Source organism: Sphingomonas sp. GW821-FHT12D09 (assembly GCF_058807215.1).
This window is the reverse complement of the sequence record NZ_JBXAQL010000004.1, coordinates 35517-54521: the sequence shown is the minus strand read 5'-3', so window position 1 is coordinate 54521 and position 19005 is coordinate 35517. Positions and strand designations below refer to the sequence as shown.

Genomic DNA, 19005 nt, shown 5'->3' with positions numbered 1-19005 from the left:
ATCCAAGCTGATAGCCGAAGCCGGTGAGCAAGCCTGTCGCGATCCAGAAGGCCGACCAGACGGCGAGGAACAGCGCGACGGCGAGGGCGCGTCGAAGGATTTTCATGCCTTGGGCTTTCGGAAAGCGATGAAGAGCAGGCCGCGATGGTCGCGATTGAGCGAGACATCGACGCCGGTCTTGGGGTCGAAATCTGCGAGGTTGATTGGGCCCTTGTGTCCAAGGTCATCGGCCTCGCGGAGGAGATCGTCGATCGCCATGCGAAGCGCCGGAAGGGTGCGGACGCCCGGGTGCTGGCGGAGGAGCTTGGGCGGCTCCTCGAGCTGAAGCACGCCGGTCATGCCGCCCACCTCTGGCCGTCCCCCGGCGCCTCGTTGTCATTGATCCCGGGCTGGTTGGCGGCGACCAGCGCGCGCGCGACCGGCGGGCAGACGCTGTTGCCAATGGCGCTGATCTGGTAGCTGACGGGCAGGCGCCCGAATTTCCGCTGCCCTTTCGGGAATTTCTTCGACGGGTCGGTCGTGTACCAGCACTCGGGATCAAGCACGTAGCTGTCGGGAAAGCCCTGCGCCCGTGCCAGCTCGCGGGGCGTGAGCATCCGCAGGCCGATGTCGACGATCACATAGGTGGTGGCGTCGATCGTCACCGTCACGACGGCGAAGCGCGCCTTGGTGGTAACCGTGTCAAGGGAGCGATCGACAGGCTGGATCTGGGCGGCCTCGCTCTCGCCATCGGTGCCGTAGTATTTGACCAGGAATGCGGCGACGGCGGTTGCGCGAGACAGCATCGCCGGGGGCAGGGCGCCTTCTTCGACCAGCATCGTTTCCACAATCCGCTGGGTGCAGCCCTTGCCCACGATGGTGCTGAACGGCTTGCGCGGGGTGTGGCCGACCATTCCGGTATTGGCCTGCTCGATATGAGCGGTGATGACGCCGTGTTTCGCGGCGCCCGCCATGGCAGTGTCGAGCGGCACGCGCGGATCCTTGCCCACGCCGTTCTGCGCCATCTTGTGCAGGAGAGCGGCGGCTAGGCCGTTCGTGTCCTTTGGCGATGCGGCGACGACGTGGTGAGGGGCGTCAACCGGCCGGTTTAACCCGCCCTGCTGCCCATAGCTGATGAACGGCGCGATTTCGGCGTCGACCAGGCCCAGCGGAACCGCTCCGGCTTGGCGAGCTGCAGCACCATTCGCCGTCACGGTCGGCATCGACGCGGACATCGGGGAACCGACGTTCGTGGCGTGGAACTTGGTGATGTGGCTGGCGCGATCGCCGACGATGTAGGGATGCTCTGCGTTCACCACATAGCGCATCACGCCGGCGGCGATCCGGCGCATTGTGGCCTCGGCCAAGGGACGCTTGCGGTCGAAGATCGAGGGGCATCGGATCGACCAATCGATGCATTCCGCCGCAGTACGGTAGGGCAGAAGCTTGCCGGCTTTGACCTTGGGATGGTCGGCGGGGCCATGGGTGGCCTTCGGCTTGACGATTGGCAGACCGTCTCGGCGCATGACGATGTAGAGGCGCCGGCGGATCGTCGGCGCGCCATAGTCACAGGCGCGCAGCTTCCACCATCGGACGGTGTAGCCCAGGCGGCGCCAGCGTGCGACGCGCCGCTTGAAGGGCTTGCCGCGCATTTCCTTGATCTCGCGGCCCTCTTCGTCGAGCGGGCCGGCGGTCTGATATTCCTCGACGTTTTCGAGATAGGCGACGCGGGGCTCGACTTCCTTCAGCCAGACCTCGACCTCGTCCGACAGCGCGCGAATGTGGCGGTCCTTTACGGGACCGCCCTTCGCCTTGCTGTATTCCTTGCAGTCGGGGGAGAACCACGCGCCGGCGACCGGACGCAACCTGGTCGCCGCGCGCGGCCAGACGGCGCGGATGTCCTGGCAGAAATGCTCGGTGCCGGGGTGGTTCGCCTTGTGGATGGCGATGGCCGTTTCGCTGTGATTGACGGCGATATCGACCTCGCGGCCGATAGCCTGGGCGATGCCGGTGCTGGCACCGCCACCGCCGGCGAAGCCGTCGATAAAAAGACCCTCGAGGAACATCAGCGCGCCTCCTCTGCCGGAAGGGCGCTGAATCGAGTCGGTGTGAAGTCGATGGGCCGGGGCTGCTCGCCCTCGCCGAAGCTCCATGCCCAGCCCAGCTCGCCCGCCCACATCGCGACCGCGCGGTTGCCCGCTCCGTCGGCCAAGCGCAGGAGCTGGCCGTTGCGCGGCGCTTCGTCGATCGGCTTCCATTCCGGAAGGGGCTCGGGGTTGTAACGCTCACCGCAGAACGGGCAGAAGGTCGGCACAACCGACACCGCCTTTTTCTTGCCGCGGCCCGTCTCGATCTGCTCGCTGGCGATCGTGGGGCGTTCGACCCAGTCGCCATTGATGCGCATCAGACCGGTGGCGATGCGAGTGTTATGCTCGGCGAGCCGGGCGTTGAAGGTCTTGATGCAATCGCATGCCCTCGGCGGCGCGCTGGGCATCTGAACGGGCGCGGCGGATGCCGAGCTGTCACCGAGCCACGTGCGAGCGCCGTAGTTGTTCGGCGGCGACACCAATCCGGCTTCCTGCATGCGCTCGATGTATCCAGCAGCCTCGGCATAGCGAATTTGGAGCTTGCGCTGAACGAAACTGCACGACGGCTTCTCTGCGTCGCGAACGACGGCCAACGCCTCCGCGTAGCGATCTTGATCGGTCCCGATCATGCCTGACCTCCCGCGCCGAAGAGGGCGTCGAATTCGGGCCGGGTCCGCTCCCGCCAATCGCGGGCATAGGACAGGCCGCGCTGACGCTCGGCCGACTGGGTGCCGCGACGAAGGAAGACGGTGTCGCCGTTGGCGGTCGGGCCTTCGTAGAAGCCCTTCAGCCGCAGCAGCGTGGCGATCGAGCGGGGCTCGGCCGCGCCGCGATCGGCCGCCGGCACCAAGGCGGCCTTCATGCTCGCCAGCGTCGCCTGGGCGGCCTCGACCACGGTGACGCGGCTGCGGGAGCCGAGCCAGGGCACCAGGTGCGTGTGCGCCAGCTCGAGCTGTTCGGGAGTGAGGAGCGCGCCCATTATGCAGCACCCCCAATCGAGGCGAGCGCGGACGCGATCGAGATGATGTTTGCCCGCGGGAAGTGCTTCAGGATCTCGGGGACGTCGACGTTGGTGAGGACGAGATCGCCATCGCGGGGCTCGACCTTCGTGACGGCTTTGCCGCGGTGAACCCACCAATCGTCAACGACGCGCTGGCACCCGTAGTGCTGCTGCAGGCGGTCGGCATTGACCGTCTTCCCGCTCGCCGGCGGGCCATAAATCACGGTGATGGTCATCAGTCTTCCCTTTCTCCAAGGATGCGGGCCGTCATCACGAAGGCCTGTTGCGGGGTGATCGAGGGCGCGACCGGCGCGATGGCGCGCGGTGCGGGTTTCAGATTGAGGAAGGCGGCTGCCTCGGCCTTCAGCTCGTGCCAGTCGTTCCAGCGGCGCTCGTAGTGCGCCTCGCTGATGCCGAGCCGGATGAAGCCGGGCAGCTTGACGAAGCAATCGGTGCAGAGCCGTGCGCGGCCTCGCGTGGCGTTGCCGCATCCGAAGGCGCCCAGGTCGCAGATCCGGGCGACGGGCGCGTTCACTGGCCGGCCCCGAAGAAGAGGGCGACTAGCGCGCGGCCGACCAGCATCAGCAGGCCGAGCGCGGCGATCGAATAGCAGACGCGGTCCCAGATGGACGCCGGCGGCGCGGCGGGCTCCAAGGGCTGCAGGGGGAGGGAAGCGCGATGCTCGCGCCAGACCGGGCGCTCCATCACTCATCATCCCCGTAGGTGCAGCGCGAGCAGGTTGCCGGCCCCGTCCAGCGGCAGGGGTTCATGTCGGCCGAGTGGCAAGGATCGTGATCGCTGCAGCCGCAGCCGCGGCAGATCTTGGGGTGACGCTTGGCCGGCGCGGTAGCGAGCTGGCGGTAGACGTGCGGATCGAATTCGTATCCGCGCCGAATCCGGTCGAGCGTTGCCTTGTCCCGCACGACGACGCCGCGGCGCTCGGCGAGGCGCAGCAAAGCGAGGATCTCGGCGCGGGCGGCCGACTTGCCCATCTTCTTTCCGAACTGGAAGCTGGCGAGGATCCGCGCGGCGACCTGGTCGAGGGACTGACCCGAAGCCGCGCGGCGAAGCGCCAGATATTCCGCCGGCGCGAGGGGCGGCAGCTTGGCGCCGGCGACGGGCGGCGGCGTGCAGGTCGCGAGGAATTGGGGGACGTGCAACATCATGCGTCCTTTCAGTCGTCTTGCGGGGAGGGATCGGCCTTCGAGGCCGCGGGCTGCTGGAAGACCCAGCAGGAGACGATCGAGCCGGCGGGGTTGTTGACCTTCTTGGTCGCCATCCACTTCCGGCTCTTGCTGCCCCGGAGGAGCTTCTTCAGCTCGTCCATGTCGGGCGTGGCGAGCCCGGCGGCGCGGCACCGCGCCTCGAACTCAATGAGGTTGATCGCGATCAGATTGTCGCGGTTGCGGTGCTGGTTGATCGACTTGCCGTCGAGGTGCGCGTCGAGCGTCTCGCGCTTCAGCAGCCAGTCCACTCGCTCCCAGAAGCTGGCCACCTTCGGATGGTCGCCGCCGGTGCTGAGCTGGCGATCGAGCGCCATCGCGTCGATAAAGCGGATCGTCTCCTGCACCCATTCCGGGCGGCAATTCGGGAAGAGCTTGGGCAGGGTCTCCACCGCGGCGCAGAGCTGGCGGTGGTTCTTGACAATACGGTCGTTGTGCAGGCCCTCGCACCGGCGCCGCAGATCGCGATCATGGAATGCTGAGCGCTCAAAATAGAAATTGAGCCACTGCTCTTCGTGCCGGGCGATATGGATGATCGTCCCGGAGGCTTCCTCCATCGGCCACTGCTCGAGTCGGATCGCGGCCTCGCGGGTCGCATCGGTGCGCCCGTCCTTGTCGATCGACATCGACATGAGGCGTTCGAGCACCGCCGGGATCGCGTCGATCCGGTCGTTCTGGACGAGATAGATCGTTCCGAGGAAAGGCGGCTCGCTGGTCTCGTAGCCGTTGGACTTCTGGCCGGTGCCGCGGGGCGAGCGGCCGTTGAACAGCACGAGCAGATCGTTGTAGTCGAACTGGCGATAGCCGCCGCCCTTGTCGTCGCGCTTGCCCTCGACCAGGCCGACCGGGAGGTTCGACACCTTGATCAGGCTGCGGGCGATGAACGCCGGCGTCGCCTTGTTCGGGTCGAAGCCTTCGTATCCGTGGCGGCCGAAGGTCTTCCAGAGGAACTCGACGATCGTCGATTTGCCCGAGCCGGGCTCGCCGGTGATTTCGAGGAAGCCGACCGACTTCTCGCGCAGCCGGATCTGAACCGCGAAGAGCGACATGACGAAGAAGGCGGTGGCGACCAGGCCCTTGGGGCCCCAGGCCGTCCACACGTCCGGAAGCCATGCGAAATCCAGTTTGTCCTGGTCGTAAGCGACCTCGAGGAGGCGCTCGGCGCTGCGCGGCTTCACCGCCGCCTTGCCGAAATCGAAATAAGCTTCGCGGTTAATGTTGATGAGCCGGCCCTCGCGCACGGCGATGTCGCCGAGGATCCACGCGCGGTGGGGGTGCGAGTAACCGGTGAAATAGATCGGCTCGACCACCTTCAGCTGGCGCGTCTGGTTGCGCATCAGCCGGTCGAGCTGCTCGCCGGTGCCCGACCACATGCCGGCGAAGGCCATCATCCGCTTCTTGAACTCGCCGCTGTTCGCGCAGGCGGCGGCCGAGAAGCGGGCTTTCACGCTAGGCTGGCCGTATGGGAAATCGACCTGCAGGAAATAGTCGGTCTGGTCGGCGATCTCGTCCCGCTCGCGGTAGAGCAGGCGGAAGGCGCAGTTCGCGATCTCCTCGACATCGAGGGTGCGGTTCTGGTCTTCGTCGTAGCGGACCTTGCACCACCACAGGCGGTTGCCGTGGCGAAATTCGAAGGATGCCAGCGCCTTGCGGTCGGCGATCAGCCGCGCCTTGTCGCGTGGCTTCTTCGCGATGGTGACCGCGCCGTTCCAGAGGTATTCCTCGAACATCGCGGTGGAGAGCGGCGCCTTGTCCGGGTCGCCCTTCCAGTTCTTGTGGCTCAGCCACAGGTCATTCCAGTCGAGCTTGGTGCCCTCGCCATCGGGGCGGACCTGCATGGCGGTGGCGTCCCAGCCCTGCTCCTCGGCCTTGTCGACGAACTTGCGGGTCCACTCGACGCCGGCGCGGCCGACATCGAAGGCGAAGACGATACGGGGGCGATCGGCGCGCTTGGCGCGCACCAGGGCGGCGCGCAGCTCTTCGAAGAAGATCTCCGGCCAGACATTCACCGACATGGCTGACACGGCGTGCTTGCCGACGTGGTGCAGGGCGAGCGCGTCGAAGATGCCTTCAGCGATCAGGATGTCGTCGGCCTGGGCGAGATCGTCGATCGTCAGCCGCGGCGGGATCCAGACATGGCCCTTCCAGGCGCCGCCCCGGCGGAAATGCGCCTTCTTCTCGAACCGACCAGCACGGTCGATCAGCCGTTCCCAGGTTGTGCCGCCAACGGTGAAGCGGACGGTGGCGCTGGTCGCGTTGCTGTCGGGATCGCGATACAGCTCCTGGGTGTAGGAGCCGGCGAGCAGCTTCAGATCAAAGCCGCGCTCGAACTGCAGATATGCGTCAGCGGCGGCGTTGGGCCGTTCCTCGCTGACCTTGAAGCGCTTCGACCAGTCCTCGAACAGATCGGGCAGGAGGGAGCGCACGCTCTCCTCCCACCCGCAATTCTCCTGTCGGCCGCAACGGACCACCTTGGGCTCGTTGGCAGCGCAATAGGCCTCCCAGCGGTTGCATTCCGGGCACTGGCCCTCCTGCATCCATTCGCCGCCGGGCTTCCGAAAACGGAACTTTGCTTTCAGTCCATCAATGATCTGGTCGGAGAGGCTCACTTGGAGGCGTCTCCGGTCAGGTCGGCAGGGTCGGGGCGGGCCAGGTCGATGCCGATGACAATCGGCGCGCTGAATGCCCAGTCGAGGAACGCCTCCACGTTCTTTTCACGATCGGGATTGGAGGCGCCAGCGGCCCCGGCGCGGTCGCCCTCAAGGGGCCCGCCTAAAACCGCCTCAAGCGCGGCCGCGGCATCCTGTAAATGCTGGCGGGCTCGCTCGATCGCCGCAGTGCTGGCAGCGTGCGTGACGCGCATCCGGACGCCGGTCAGCTCGTCACGCATATCGTGCAGCTGGAAGCGCATGTTCGAGACCAGGGTGCGATCTTTCACGTCGATTTCTCCGGGCAAGGGGGTGCCGGTCCCGCCGAAGGGGCAGGTGGCGTCAGGTTGGGGAGGGGCGGACTCGAGCCCGGCTAGGTGCCGGTGCCGAACATGCTGTGCTGGTCGGGGTGATCGTCACCGCCGCGCGGCGGCAGGACGTGCGGCACCTTGTCCCGGGGGCAGACCGGCAGATCGAGATCCGTCCGTTCGAGCAGACCCGGGCTGAAGCTGTGCACGAAGCTCACCTCGGCCAGGAAAGTGTGGGCGCACCCGGTGTTGGTGCAGTGGGCATGGAGGTGCTTGACCCGCTCGGTGATCCGTTCGGACCGCCGGATAAAGCAGGGCGCCTCGCATTTCGGGCAGGTGATGAACGCCGCGTCCTTCGCCGGCGCACCGCCGGACCGAAGGCGAAACTCAAGAGGAGCTTCGATCAACGGCTGACCTGAAAGTTTCCCCCCCGGGACCATATCTAGCTACCTCCTTCTTCCTGCAGATCGGCCGCGCAATCGGTGAGCGCGGCGATGGCTTCTTCGACTTCCTTCCGCGCGCTCCGGCGCTTCTCCGGGTTCCGCGGGTCGACAGCGACAGCGATGACCGCCGCGACCGCCTGTCCGGCCTCGACGGCGGCCTCGGCGGCATGGGTGGTCAGCTGCTCGCGGACGGGCTGACGCTCGGCGATGTCGAGCCTCAGGGACATCAGGCGGTGAAAGGGGGCATGGTCGCCACCCTGCTCAAGGAAAGCCGCATCGAGCCGCTCGGCGTCGATCATGCGGATCTCGGTCTCGCAGTCATGATCCGACCAGTTACGCACGGCGCGCGCCGTCACGCCGCAGATGGCGCCGGCACGCTCCCACCCGATCGCGCTGCCGACCTTCTCGAGGGTGTGCTGATAGGTCAGCGGTTCGCGGCGCTTCGTCATGCCAGCGCCTCCGCCTTGCGGTTGCCCCAGGCAGGGAGAACGCGCAGGGCAACCGGCTCCGCGCGACCCGCGGGGCGAGAAAGGGCGCGGTTCATGCCTGCGCTCCCTTCAAAATCGTTTCGCTATTGAAAGAGACGCGCGGCGCCCGCCGATCTACTCCCAGAAAGCGCTGATTGGGGCGGAAACGAGCAGGGGGATAGGTGCTGGGACACAGGACGTAGCAGGGGATGCCGGTCGCTTCTTCGACGGCGAGAACGAACTCGCCGGGGACGCGCTTGCCCGACTGGACCCACTTCCACACCGCAGTCGCCGACACACCGCAAACGCGGGCGAGTTCGGCTTGCGAGCCTAGGATTTCGACCGCCGAGGTTAGCGCCTCGTAGGGGGTCAGTCCGTCGTATCTGGTGCTGTCATCAACCATGGTTGATGCGACTAGCAACCGTAGTTGCGGTCGTCAACCAGATTTGTCTGTCACATCGCAACTAAAGTTGAGACAGCCGACGCATGATCGTGGGGGACCGGATTCGTGCAAGGCTGGAAGCCTTGGGGAAGCCGCAAGCATGGCTTGCGAAGCAGATCGGCGTAACCCCGCAGGCCGTAAGTAAGCTGGTAACGGGCGGCACTACCGACACCGCGCGGGTCTATGACCTCGCCACGTCGCTGCAGACGAACGTCGCCTATCTGAAAGGCGAAAGCGACGACGCCGCGCCAGACGCCACGCCGCCGGCATCGCCGCAGGTCATGGCCGAGCAGCTCGACCTGGTGCCGGTAGACGAGATCACGCTCGAATTCGGCATGGGCTCGACCTTCCTCCACGACGAACACGAGACCATTCGGCGCTATCTGCCGCGCGACTGGATCGCGCATTTCACCAATTCGCCTCCGGCGCTGCTGCGCTTCGCGCGGGGCCGCGGTGATTCGATGTACCCCACGATCCTGGACGGCGACCTGGTGCTGATCGACATGGGCGAGACCCGGATGACGCGTCAGGACGAGATCTGGGCAGTGGGCTATGGCGACCTGGGCGGGCTCAAGCGCCTGCGCTCGATCGGCAACGGGCAGATCAAGGTCATGTCGGACAACCAGCAGGTCAGCGACGAAGTGTTCGGGATGGACGAACTGCGCATCATCGGCCGCGTGTGTGGCAACCTGAGGAAGATGTGAGGGGGCGATGGTGCGCGTAGCGACTATCGGGATCGCACTGGCGATCGGTCTCTCCGGCTGCGGTGGCGAGCCAGGTCAGAAGGGCCCACCATACTCCGTTTCGGTGGATCAGCCGTTCGTCTCCGGGGTCAATCCTGTCGTGAACATGACGATCAAGATCAACCGGGCACAGCGAAATGGGGAGTTGGTGGTGTTGGCGGGGCGAGCGGTCCGCCAGATCGGCACGGACCTGATCGCCGGCAAGCCGCCCGTCCCCGGCGAATTCAAGGCGATCAACTTCACTGTCATCGGCCCTGCCGCGGAGAATTCCGGAAGCGTCGGCAACAAGATCATGCATCTGACTTACGGCGAGAAGGACTTGCGCCAGACGATCCATTTCGGCGGGGATGACGACACGCTACTCGCCAGCGCCGACGACTTGGGGTGGTGGACGCCGGCGAATGACGACGTGATCCGGAGCTATTGCGATGATCACTCCAGCGGCGCGTTCTGCAAGAGAGCCTTGGAGAAGTAACCAGACCGGAACAGCGAGCGCGCCCTTCAGGCGCTTTCGAGGTTGAGACGCTGCTCGAGCCCGCGGTCGGAGAGGGTGGTCTCTACGCTCTCCACCAACCAGGTCAGCGCCGCTATGCGCGCATTCCAGCCAGTGAGCTTGACCTTCCCGTTCGGCTGCAGGGCCGGGAGCGCATAGCCCAGCTCGTATTCGAACTTGCGCGCGCCGCGCTTGCCCTTCGACGCCGCGGCGTCGGCCGCTTGTTCGGCCTCGGCCTGGCTGGCATAGACGCGCTTGAGCCGCTTTCGGTTGTTACCGCCGCGCTTCACCGTTTTCCGCTTGCCCGCGGCCTTGTCGTGCCACTGCGCCTCGGCGCCATCATGCTGATCACGATCGGCGTCGCCGAAGCTCCACGTCCAGCCATCGGTGCGCGCGATCGTGATCTGCGGAATCGCCTTGCCGCCGGCGGTGGTGGCGCTGCCGACGGGCATGAACAGCAGCTTCTTGTCCTTCCACGTCGCCAGCGCGTCGTATCGACTGCCGAGATCCTTCACGAAGGCCATGTCGCTCTTGTTGTGCTGCTCGACCACGGCGATCTGCTTGCCGGCGAGATCGGGGTGCACCTGGGCGACGGCGCCATTCCGTCGGGCGATCGCGTTCAGGATCTCGCCAAGCGTCTTGTCGCGCCAGCTCTGGGTGCGGCGCTTGCGATAGTCGCCGGTCAGGTCGGCCGAGCGGGCGCGGATCGTGATGATATCCGGCGGGCCGCTCTCGTTTACCTCGTCCACCTTGAACCGGCCCTTGTCCACCAGGCCGACCGACACGTCGTCGCCCGAGGCCCAGCCCAGCTGCAGGGACAGATATTTGCCCTTCGACGGTGCGGCGAGCAGCCCATCATGGTTCTGCAGGGTGACCGAAAGTTCGTCAGCCTCGCCGCCGCGCTTCTCGGTGAGCGTCAGCTCTAGCAGGCGCGGGTTCACCTTGGCGGTGAGATCCGCGCCGCCATCGACCATCAGGCGCACGTCGGCGACATTCGCGGCCATGTCAGTCGACCCGCCTCAATTCGATCGACACGGCTTTACCCCGCGGGATGCCGCCGGCCATTACGCCGCGATGCCCCTCCTCGACGGACTCGAGTCTATATTGGCCCAGCACGCGGCCGAGCCCGTCGAGCAACTGCCAGCTGTCGCCGGTGTCGCCCATCGCGCGGAGGGTATCGAGCGAAGAATAGGTGCCGGCGACCTCGGGCACGATCAGTCCGTTGATGATCACCGAGTCTTCACCCGGGCCGAGGAACTGGGAGGCCGCGCGCGCCTGAAAGCGCTCGCTCTCGCCATGCCGCCAGGACACGCGGCGCACCAGGTCATCATAGGGCACCGTCTCCATGCCGAAGACGAACATGCCGAGGGTGAGCAGGTGGAGGGGGGAGACGGTCATCAGCGGTCGCCTTCGTAGGAGCTGCGGGCCTCGACGCCGGTGGCGCGCTTGATCTCGCGCATGACTTGCTTCGCCAACGCCCGAACGTCCTGCCCCGGCGCTCCATAGACATGCACGGTGATCGGCGCCGGCGCCGGCGCGATCGGCCGCGGCGCCCGGGCCGATGGCTGGATCGACGGCGACGCCTGCAGGCGGGCGCTCAGGCTGCGCTCGGCGACTTGTGGCGTGCTGGTTTGGGGGCCGCTCGCCCCCGATAGGTCGCGCTTAGCCAGCATCGCGCGCAATCCGTCGCCCAGTGCCGCCGGTCGCGTGTCGGTTCGCGGGACACGCGGCACGGCTGCGCGGCTCGACGACAGCAACGCCTCGAGGCGGGCGCCGATCGCGAGCTGCATGGTGGAGACGGCCGGGCGGCGCGGCACGGGCGCCGGGATCCGGCGAGGCGATGCCGCCGCCGAATCGACCGGACGGGGCTCGACCTGCGCCTTTCGCACAACGGCGAGGCGGGGGCCTGCCGGCGTGGTTGCGGCAGGGGTGTCCGCCGCTGGCGTCGCATTCGCGGGCACCGCGGCGGTGAGGGCAATGCCGGTCATCAGCGTAGATAGCGCGCGCTTCGGCGCTGCGCCGCCCCGGTCGATGCCCTGAGCTAGTCCGCTGGTCATGTGGCCGCCCATCTCCATGAAGAGCCGGGACGGCGACTTAATGCCGAAGAAGTTCTTGAAGGCGGTGATGCCGCTCTTGGCGATCGACAGGAGCCGTTGGGCGAGGATCATCGGGTTGAGCGCCATCAACAGACCCTGCATCATCATCGATCCGATGTTGCTCAGCCATGCCGGAACGGCGGCCAGCACGCCTTTCACCCAGGCCACGCCCGTCACAAAGGCCGCCTTGATCGTCCCCCAATTGCGATAGATCAGATAGCCGGCACCGGCGACGGCCAGCACGATCGCAGTGATCGCCAGGACGATCGGGTTCGCGAGCATCATAAGCCCGGCCTGCATCACGCCGCGGGCGAGGAACATCGTCGCGACCCGCATCACGCCGAACGCGCGCACCAGCACCATCGCGGTGGTGCCGACGCCGCCCCGGAGCAGGCCAAGCAGCTGGGTGAACTTCGAAATGCCCTCAACCTTGCGGAAGAAGGCGATGACGTTGGCCGCCGGGCCCAGGAAGCCGCCGAACGCGATCTGCAGCGCGCCGATGCCGATCCGGGCGGTGATCAGCCCGGCGGCAACCTTCACAAGCGTAGCGGCGAGCGCGGGGTTGTGCTGCGACCACACCATCACGGCCGCGGCGGCATCGTGCAGATAGCCGAGCGATTGCGTCATCACCGGCAGGAGCGTGGTGCCCAGCACGATTGCGAGCGAGCTGGCGGTGCCGAGGAAGGCGCGCCACTTCACGGTGGCGTCGCGCGCGGCGCGCTGGTCGAACTGCTGGTCAACCAGGCCGCCGCCCTTCGCAGCGCCCGCGCCGGCGGCCATCGCCGATGCCCGGATATCGCGATATTCCTTCATGTTCTGGATGATGGCGAGGAGGCCCATGCGGGCCTGCTGATCCTCGAACGCGAAGCCGAGCTTCTTCGTGTCGCCCTTGGTCGCCTTCTCAGTGAGCAGGGCAATTGCCTCCATGGAGGAATAGCCCTGCTTTTCGAGCTTCGCCATCGCCGCCGGCAGATCGATGCCGAAATTCTTCTTGAACGCGGTGATGGTTCCCGGCGCGTTGATCTTCGACAGCAGGTTCTGGATGTTGTTGCCCGCTTCATCGGCGTTGCCGGCGGTGTGCATTGCGACCTGCAGCGCGGCCGACAGATCGGCCGCGGCGCGCGGGCCGATTTCACCAAGCGCCTGCATCTGGGCGGTGAGCGAGGGAAACTGCCGCGCCATATCGGAGATTTCGAAGCGGCCGTCTTTCCCAGCCTGGGCCATGATGGCGAAGGCCACCCCGACCTGCTTGGCCGGGATCTTCAAATTCATCATCGCGGCGTAGCCGGCATTGGCCGCGTCCGGGATCTCGACCTTGTAGGCGGTGGCGAGCTTGCCGATCGGCGCGAGCATCTCGGTCGCCGGGTCGATCTTCATGCCTGCAGAGAGCAGGATGTCGAGCCCAGCGCGCATATCCTCGGGCATCTGCTTTGCACGATCGGCGAGCATGATAATGCGGCTTGCGAGTGCGTCGGTTGCCTTATCCGTAAGGTCCGCCTTCTGCTGGATATCGACAAGGCCGCTGGTGAACTCGGCCGCCGATTTGGTCGCGAGGATCAGCGGCGCGGCGAGCGCGACGCCCGACATCACATTATCGGTGCCCTTGGCCTTCAGATCCCCGGCATGGGCGCGCATCGCGGCGCGATCGGCGGCGATCGCACGCAACCGCTTCTGGCGCAGGAGCTGCTGGTTCACGCCGGCGAGCGCCCGCTCGAGTTCGCGCTCGCGGTTGACCAGCTCGGTGACATTGCCGCTGCCGCGGGACAGCTCGCGGCTCACCTCGCGCATTTCGCGCTGCAGCCGGCGGGCGTCACCGTTGAGCGCCCGAAGCGCCTGCGAACCGTTGCGGCCGAGCCCCACCATGGTGCGGAGCCCGGCCGACATCTGGTTGAGGCCCGTGCTGGCGAAATTGACCACCAGGGAGAGCTTGTTGCTCATTCGTCCTTCCCGTCCCCGTGCATGCGGTTCCAGCACTTCACCGCGCGGTCCCGCCAATCGATCAGTTCGTCGAGCTCGAGGCGCTCCAGCTCATGCAGCGGCCAGTGAAAGACGGCCGCGATCTGCGCCATCAACTCCTCGGCTGATGTTCCTCGATCATCTGCTCGAACAGCTTCACTTCCGCCGTCGTCATAAAAAAACCGCGGATCGCCCCGGTGATCTCGGTGAGATCGTCGGCCTCGAGGGCGTCCGCCTCGTGCTGGGTGATCGGCGGGTTGCTGATCCGGGGGATCAGCTTGAGGATCGTGGTGACATCGGTTGCGATCAGCTCCTGCACGGTGAGGCCGCGCAGCTCCCCGGCACGGGGCTTGCGCAGCGTGATCTCCGCGATTTCAGTAGCGCCGCGAACGATCGGCTCGGCGAGGGTGATAGTGGCGAACCGGCTCTTCTTGGGCGGGGCAGCGCCTTCGGTTTCAATGGGGGTGTCGGCTTCGTCGGCCATGCGGGGCTCCTATTGGGCTGGCGGGGCGGTGAGGCCGGGGGCGTGTGGAGAAACCACGCCCCCGGCCACCACGAACCGGCGCCCCGCAACAGGACCGGCTCGCGGGTCTGGTGAAGATCAGCTGGTGAGGATCGACATGATTTCGCCGTAGCGGTCGATGCCGTCGACGATGAACACGCCCGCCAGGAAGTCGATCTCGATCTCGTCCACGCCATCGACGACGCGGCGGTAATAGACGAGCGGCACCTTGTATTTGTGCGCCGTCTCGCCGCCGGCCTTGCTGGTGCCCGGGTCGATTTCGCTGAAACGACCGCCGATGAAGACCTCGACCGCCTGCGGGCTCGTGCCGTCGTTCGACTGATATGCGCCGACCAGGCGAATGCGGACCCCGTCGGCCTGGGTGGTGCCGAACTTGCGGAAGAGCCGCGCTTCGTGGCCGCCCATCGTGATGCCGGCTTCCATCGCCTCGAGGCCCTTGTCGATCTTGATCGAGCCGAGCATGCCGCCGCCGCGATAGTCGTCGGACGCGATGGCGAGCTTCGGTTCGTCGAACTCGGTGACGATGCCGAGATAGCTGTCGCCGTCGACATAGGCGTTGATGTCCATGATTCTGCGGACGTAACCCATTTGGGAGTTCCTTTTCTGGGAGGGGGATCGCGTCCGCCGATCAGGTCAGCTGATCGGCGAAGCCGGTGTAGAAGAGATCGGAGATGACCAGGTTGACCGTCGGATCCTCAAGCGGGGCGACGGGCGTGAATTCGATCTGGAACGTCGGGCGCCCCGCGGCCAGCTGCTCGGAGCTGTTCACCTCAGGGGGGAACTTCGCCTTTGCGCCCATGAGCTGGCCCTTGAGCGTCAGCGAACGGAAGGCCGCGTTGACGGTCTCGAGCGTGTCCTTGATCAGCGCCACAGTCATCGGCTGATCGAAGAAGGGCTGGAACGACGCGGCGATGATGTCCTGCAGGGCGTAGTTCGTCCGCACCGCGCTCTCGAACGCGAACTCCGGCTGACCTTCGCTTGCAGTGGTGCGGTTGCCCCAGAAGCGCCAGCCATTCTCGTTGATGACCACAGTCACCTCGGCCGCGTTGAGCGTCCCCGCCTGGGTCGAGGAATCGAGCAGGTCGAACTCGCATGGACGATCGATGCTGAGGATGCCGCTCAGCGGCAGGTTGGAGATCGTCTTGTGGAAGCCGACCTTTTCGTCGGTCTCGGCGCGCTTGCCGAGCGCGCGGGCCACGGCATCCCCCGGGACGCCGTTGGTGTTGCGGCCGATCAGCATCAGCTCGCGCGCCGAGAAGCTGTTGCGATACAGGATCTGCGCGGCATCATCCGCACCGATGGCCTGGGCATAGGCGAAGCCACGAAGCTTCTTCGCGACGGTCGCCAATTCTGTGGCCACAGCGAGGGTGTCGAGGCCAGGAGCGCCGAGAATACGAGGGCGGACGCCGACGACGCTCTTGGCAGACAGCAGGAGCTGCAGACCCGCAATCACGTTGTCCTCGGTCGCATCTTCGTCCTCACCTTCGGCAACGCGCGACACCACGATGATGGGGGTGCACTGGTCGCCGATCGCCTTGAGGCTGTTCTTGAGCGTGCCGCCGGTGCCGGCGGCTGCGATGGCGGCGTCGAGGCTGGTGACCAGCGTCAGCTGGCCGACAGGGAAAGCGGCGTTCAGCGCGGCCGTTTCGGCGCCCACCGGCGCGGTCGCGGTGGCGACCAGGCCGATGATCGCCATGCTCGCGGTCTTGATCGCACGGGCGCCCGAAGTGGATTCGATGATGGTAAGACTGTGCATCGCGGTTTCCTTCAGCTGGCCGTGAGATCGCGGCGCAGGGGGATGGAGAGGGAGAGGAAGGGAGGCGAGGTGCCGAGATCGGTGCGGTTGCCTTCGATCGTGACGACGGGCGCGCCGGCAGCGAAGTCGCCGGAAAACTGGACGCGGGTCAGCTTGATGCGCGGCTCGTGCTTGCGCAGCGCCTCGGCCGTCGCGGCGCGCAGCAGCATCATCGTGGCCGCGTTCGAGGGCTGGTCCATCAGCTCGAAGATCAGCGAGCCGAAGTCGCGCCGCATCGGGCGCGAACCGAGCGGTGTGGAGAGGATGATACCGATCGACTGCGCGATGTGCGCAGCGCCCGAGAGGGGCTTTCCGGTGGAGGCCGACATTCCGATCATGGGGAATGGAAAGCCAGAACCGCGCGCGCGAAGCGATAGAGCGGGGAGGTAGGGCGAGGCGTTACCGCCCCGCCCTTAAGGGATCGGGACCTGCGAAGTGCCGGTGCCGGCGGTGACGCCGCTGGTCTTGTGCGTCTTGAGGGAGATGTTGCCGGCGACGACATCGTCGTTCGAGGTGATCTTGCCGGTGGCCGTGACCTTGGCATCGAACTGCGCGTCTTCGGTGACGTGCATCTTTCCTTCGATCGTCACGTCGCCGACCAGGGTGATCGTCTTCGCCTCGAGGCGCGCCGAGCTGTCCGCCGGCAGCATCGCGACAAGGGCGTGCGCGGAGGGATCGTAGGAAATCTTGGCGCCGTCCTCGAACTCCCAAAGATCGAGATCCTGATCGGAAGGGGCCGGGTTGCTGTCGTTGACCAGGCCGGTGAGCGCGACGGCGTTCCCGACCTGCCCATCCGGTGCGAGCAACAGCACCTCCTCCCCGACGCTGGGAGGCGACCATTTCTTCGTCTTGCCGGCCCGCCCGCTCAACCACCGGATCGGCGGCGTCTCGGTCTCGCCGTCATCACCGTCCGGATCGCCGTAGCGCACACGGCAGCGCGGCGGCGCGAGCGTCACCTCGATCACGGTGCCCAGGCGGATCAGCGTCGATAGATCCTCGGGGATGTCTTCCTCGTCCCGCATCGTCAGGGAGCGGTCTGCTCGGGGCAATCGACCTTCATGCCCAGATCGCGGAAATAGCGGCATAGGCGCCCGCCGGCGGCCCCGACGCGGTCGCCCCAGCTTTCCACGGCGGCGTTGTATTCCGCAGAAGCCTTGGCATCGGTGGCGATGGCAGCGGTGGGGCGGGGCTTGGCCTCAGTCGCCGCGACCAGGTCCGCACGCGGCGGGAAGCGGGACGCGGGCCCGGCGCAGGCGCTCGCAGTTGAGAGCGAGAGCAGCAGGATCAGGCGGGCCGTCGCCAACGGAATTCGCGATTGCGTCATGATAGGATCGCTCCTGTTGGTGGATGGTCTCCGCATCGACCGCGCGCTGCTCGGCGGCATTGTCGCGGGCTGGCGCGGCGCGCTGGTCGAGTTGGGCTTCGTGCTGGGCGACGACATGGGCGTCGTGGAGCGAAAGCCAAAGCTTCGCGCCGATGACCATGGCAGCGATGACGCCGATTGCCAGCACCACGGGCGCGGCGCGCTTGGCGACCGTCTCAGACAAGCCGACGCGGACGAGCAGGGTGACCAGCGCCGCGATCATCGGTTCGGCCGCGGCGGCTCGGGCCGTACACGCGGCGCATCGTCATCATCGCCGCCGGCGAATTCGAGCGTCTTGTCGCCCCAACGCCCCTTCAACTGGCGGCGGTTGATCGCCATGCCGAGCGAGAGCAGCACCAGCCCGATCGAGCCGATTGCGATCCAGACCACCCAGCGTAGCGTGATCGCCCGGTTGACCTCGCTGGCGGCCGACCAACCCTTGTTCGGCAAGAGCTGGGCGTACGCCCACCAGACAAACAGGCTCAGCACCACGGCGCCGAGGATCGAGAAGACGAGGGCGAGAAAGGCGCGCCAGTCTCGCGGTGGCCATGCTGGCATGTTCATGCCTTTGCCCCGTAGAGGGCCGCCTCGGCCGCGCGGCGGCGGGTGAGGCCGGGAAGGACAATCCCACCGGCCTTGTTCCACGCCGCGAACTGCGCCTTGGCACCGGCATAGTCGCCGGCCAGGTGCTTCTTCAGCAGCGTCGAATCGCCGAGGCCCTCGGCCTTGCCATCGCCGTCCATGTCGAGGCCGACATTGTAGGCGAAGGAAACCATGGCATCGAACTGTGCCTGGGTGGTCGGCGCGCCTTTGGTCAGAAGGTTGACGCCGATCTCGACGCTGGAAAGGTCGCGAGCGAATAGGCGGTCCCAATAGGCGCGATCATGGGTCACGCCGAGCATGAGCGGCTTGCCGGCTTCGTCGCGCGTCGATCCCCAGCCACCGGTGACGGGCCTACCGGTGGGGCCGGGATCCGGATAGGTGGTCTCGCGGAACGATTCGAAGCTGTGGATGAGCGCGATGCAGGCGGCGCTGGCCTTCATCCCCTCGGTGTGCGCCTCCGCGACATCGGCCGCGAGCGCACTGTTCGCGAGATCCACGTCGCCTTGGGTGAGCGGCGCGCCCTTGATCTGCCGGATTGCGGCGAACAGGCGCTTGGCCTGGGCGGATCCCAGCACATCGGTCATCGGCGTTCCTTTCGGCGGCGCAGCCACCCCCGGACCGTTGCCGACTCGCAAATGCGAATCGTCATGCAGATGACGGTGAGAGCGGAGGCGATGGGGGGCAGGACGCTCGCGAGCGAGCCGAGCAGCGCGGCGACCGAGGTGAGATCGATCACCCATTTGATCCCGTGCGGGAGCGTAGCGAAGGCGTTGTCCATGCGCCGATCAGTGCGGATGTCGCGCGCGTGGGTAAATTGGCCGGTCCGGTTGCGGCGC

General features: G+C 66.5%; 28 protein-coding genes. 2 read left to right on the top strand and 26 right to left on the bottom strand.

Annotated features, from left to right (window positions below):
- Positions 1 to 102: 102 nt before the first annotated feature.
- The 13 genes from AC1RPL_RS17440 to AC1RPL_RS17380 all read right to left on the bottom strand — a co-directional run bounded on the left by AC1RPL_RS17440 (position 103) and on the right by AC1RPL_RS17380 (position 8558).
- The gene (locus AC1RPL_RS17440; protein WP_493071084.1) at positions 103 to 339 is read right to left on the bottom strand and encodes a hypothetical protein; all 237 of its coding nucleotides are present in this window, start codon (positions 337 to 339) and stop codon (positions 103 to 105) included.
- The gene (locus tag AC1RPL_RS17435; RefSeq protein ID WP_493071082.1) at positions 336 to 2045 is read right to left on the bottom strand and encodes a DNA cytosine methyltransferase; all 1710 of its coding nucleotides are present in this window, start codon (positions 2043 to 2045) and stop codon (positions 336 to 338) included. The genes AC1RPL_RS17440 and AC1RPL_RS17435 overlap by 4 nt, the downstream gene beginning before the upstream one ends.
- Positions 2045 to 2695: a DNA translocase FtsK gene (locus AC1RPL_RS17430; RefSeq protein ID WP_493071081.1), complete on the bottom strand. Its 651-nt coding sequence runs from the start codon at positions 2693 to 2695 to the stop codon at positions 2045 to 2047. Before AC1RPL_RS17430 ends, AC1RPL_RS17435 begins: the two co-directional genes overlap by 1 nt.
- Complete coding sequence (locus AC1RPL_RS17425) at positions 2692 to 3045, bottom strand: hypothetical protein (RefSeq protein WP_493071080.1); 354 nt, start codon at positions 3043 to 3045, stop codon at positions 2692 to 2694. The genes AC1RPL_RS17430 and AC1RPL_RS17425 overlap by 4 nt, the downstream gene beginning before the upstream one ends.
- Positions 3045 to 3302 (bottom strand): hypothetical protein, encoded by a 258-nt coding sequence (locus AC1RPL_RS17420; RefSeq protein WP_493071078.1) that lies wholly within the window; start codon positions 3300 to 3302, stop codon positions 3045 to 3047. The genes AC1RPL_RS17425 and AC1RPL_RS17420 overlap by 1 nt, the downstream gene beginning before the upstream one ends.
- Entirely contained in the window at positions 3302 to 3601 is a 300-nt protein-coding gene (locus AC1RPL_RS17415; protein WP_493071076.1) for a hypothetical protein, read from the bottom strand. Before AC1RPL_RS17415 ends, AC1RPL_RS17420 begins: the two co-directional genes overlap by 1 nt.
- Positions 3598 to 3771, bottom strand: coding sequence for a hypothetical protein (locus AC1RPL_RS17410; RefSeq protein WP_493071074.1), 174 nt, complete (start codon positions 3769 to 3771; stop codon positions 3598 to 3600). The genes AC1RPL_RS17415 and AC1RPL_RS17410 overlap by 4 nt, the downstream gene beginning before the upstream one ends.
- Positions 3771 to 4229, bottom strand: a complete 459-nt coding sequence (locus tag AC1RPL_RS17405; protein ID WP_493071073.1) for a hypothetical protein — start codon at positions 4227 to 4229, stop codon at positions 3771 to 3773. The genes AC1RPL_RS17410 and AC1RPL_RS17405 overlap by 1 nt, the downstream gene beginning before the upstream one ends.
- Positions 4230 to 4240: 11 nt before the next feature.
- A complete protein-coding gene (locus AC1RPL_RS17400; protein ID WP_493071071.1) occupies positions 4241 to 6715 on the bottom strand; it encodes a toprim domain-containing protein in 2475 nt (824 codons plus the stop codon).
- 179 nt (positions 6716 to 6894) lie between these two features.
- Positions 6895 to 7227 (bottom strand): hypothetical protein, encoded by a 333-nt coding sequence (locus AC1RPL_RS17395; protein ID WP_493071069.1) that lies wholly within the window; start codon positions 7225 to 7227, stop codon positions 6895 to 6897.
- A gap of 83 nt (positions 7228 to 7310) precedes the next feature.
- On the bottom strand, positions 7311 to 7652 hold the full coding sequence (locus tag AC1RPL_RS17390; RefSeq protein ID WP_493071067.1) for an ogr/Delta-like zinc finger family protein: 342 nt from the start codon (positions 7650 to 7652) through the stop codon (positions 7311 to 7313).
- A gap of 35 nt (positions 7653 to 7687) precedes the next feature.
- Positions 7688 to 8137: a hypothetical protein gene (locus AC1RPL_RS17385; RefSeq protein ID WP_493071065.1), complete on the bottom strand. Its 450-nt coding sequence runs from the start codon at positions 8135 to 8137 to the stop codon at positions 7688 to 7690.
- Positions 8138 to 8228: 91 nt separating this feature from the next.
- Positions 8229 to 8558, bottom strand: a complete 330-nt coding sequence (locus tag AC1RPL_RS17380; RefSeq protein WP_493071064.1) for a transcriptional regulator — start codon at positions 8556 to 8558, stop codon at positions 8229 to 8231.
- Positions 8559 to 8641: 83 nt separating this feature from the next.
- Between AC1RPL_RS17380 and AC1RPL_RS17375 the strand changes: the two genes are divergently transcribed.
- Together AC1RPL_RS17375 and AC1RPL_RS17370 are read left to right on the top strand one after the other, a co-directional pair.
- Positions 8642 to 9301 (top strand): XRE family transcriptional regulator, encoded by a 660-nt coding sequence (locus AC1RPL_RS17375; protein WP_493071062.1) that lies wholly within the window; start codon positions 8642 to 8644, stop codon positions 9299 to 9301.
- Positions 9302 to 9308: 7 nt separating this feature from the next.
- Positions 9309 to 9815, top strand: coding sequence for a hypothetical protein (locus tag AC1RPL_RS17370; RefSeq protein ID WP_493071060.1), 507 nt, complete (start codon positions 9309 to 9311; stop codon positions 9813 to 9815).
- Positions 9816 to 9841: 26 nt separating this feature from the next.
- On the opposite strand, the gene AC1RPL_RS17365 is transcribed toward AC1RPL_RS17370, so the two are convergent.
- The 13 genes from AC1RPL_RS17365 to AC1RPL_RS17305 form a co-directional block, all read right to left on the bottom strand.
- Positions 9842 to 10837, bottom strand: coding sequence for a contractile injection system protein, VgrG/Pvc8 family (locus AC1RPL_RS17365; RefSeq protein ID WP_493071059.1), 996 nt, complete (start codon positions 10835 to 10837; stop codon positions 9842 to 9844).
- Position 10838: 1 nt separating this feature from the next.
- Positions 10839 to 11231 carry a phage tail protein gene (locus AC1RPL_RS17360; RefSeq protein WP_493071057.1) on the bottom strand — a complete coding sequence of 131 codons (393 nt, stop codon included), beginning with the start codon at positions 11229 to 11231 and terminating at the stop codon, positions 10839 to 10841.
- Positions 11231 to 13867, bottom strand: a complete 2637-nt coding sequence (locus AC1RPL_RS17355; RefSeq protein ID WP_493071055.1) for a phage tail tape measure protein — start codon at positions 13865 to 13867, stop codon at positions 11231 to 11233. Before AC1RPL_RS17355 ends, AC1RPL_RS17360 begins: the two co-directional genes overlap by 1 nt.
- Positions 13864 to 13998 carry a GpE family phage tail protein gene (locus tag AC1RPL_RS17350; RefSeq protein WP_493071053.1) on the bottom strand — a complete coding sequence of 45 codons (135 nt, stop codon included), beginning with the start codon at positions 13996 to 13998 and terminating at the stop codon, positions 13864 to 13866. The genes AC1RPL_RS17355 and AC1RPL_RS17350 overlap by 4 nt, the downstream gene beginning before the upstream one ends.
- The gene (locus AC1RPL_RS17345) at positions 13998 to 14369 is read right to left on the bottom strand and encodes a phage tail assembly protein (RefSeq protein WP_493071050.1); all 372 of its coding nucleotides are present in this window, start codon (positions 14367 to 14369) and stop codon (positions 13998 to 14000) included. Before AC1RPL_RS17345 ends, AC1RPL_RS17350 begins: the two co-directional genes overlap by 1 nt.
- Before the next feature lie 117 nt (positions 14370 to 14486).
- Entirely contained in the window at positions 14487 to 14996 is a 510-nt protein-coding gene (locus tag AC1RPL_RS17340; protein WP_493071048.1) for a phage major tail tube protein, read from the bottom strand.
- Between the two features lie 40 nt (positions 14997 to 15036).
- On the bottom strand, positions 15037 to 16164 hold the full coding sequence (locus AC1RPL_RS17335; RefSeq protein ID WP_493071046.1) for a phage tail sheath subtilisin-like domain-containing protein: 1128 nt from the start codon (positions 16162 to 16164) through the stop codon (positions 15037 to 15039).
- Positions 16165 to 16175: 11 nt separating this feature from the next.
- Entirely contained in the window at positions 16176 to 16541 is a 366-nt protein-coding gene (locus tag AC1RPL_RS17330; protein ID WP_493071044.1) for a GPW/gp25 family protein, read from the bottom strand.
- Positions 16542 to 16616: 75 nt separating this feature from the next.
- The gene (locus AC1RPL_RS17325; protein WP_493071042.1) at positions 16617 to 17225 is read right to left on the bottom strand and encodes a phage baseplate assembly protein V; all 609 of its coding nucleotides are present in this window, start codon (positions 17223 to 17225) and stop codon (positions 16617 to 16619) included.
- Between the two features lie 174 nt (positions 17226 to 17399).
- Positions 17400 to 17789, bottom strand: coding sequence for a hypothetical protein (locus tag AC1RPL_RS17320; protein ID WP_493071041.1), 390 nt, complete (start codon positions 17787 to 17789; stop codon positions 17400 to 17402).
- Positions 17786 to 18130, bottom strand: a complete 345-nt coding sequence (locus AC1RPL_RS17315) for a hypothetical protein (RefSeq protein ID WP_493071039.1) — start codon at positions 18128 to 18130, stop codon at positions 17786 to 17788. The genes AC1RPL_RS17320 and AC1RPL_RS17315 overlap by 4 nt, the downstream gene beginning before the upstream one ends.
- Positions 18127 to 18753 (bottom strand): lysozyme, encoded by a 627-nt coding sequence (locus AC1RPL_RS17310; RefSeq protein ID WP_493071037.1) that lies wholly within the window; start codon positions 18751 to 18753, stop codon positions 18127 to 18129. The genes AC1RPL_RS17315 and AC1RPL_RS17310 overlap by 4 nt, the downstream gene beginning before the upstream one ends.
- Positions 18750 to 18947, bottom strand: a complete 198-nt coding sequence (locus AC1RPL_RS17305; protein WP_493071035.1) for a hypothetical protein — start codon at positions 18945 to 18947, stop codon at positions 18750 to 18752. Before AC1RPL_RS17305 ends, AC1RPL_RS17310 begins: the two co-directional genes overlap by 4 nt.
- Positions 18948 to 19005 lie beyond the last annotated feature (58 nt).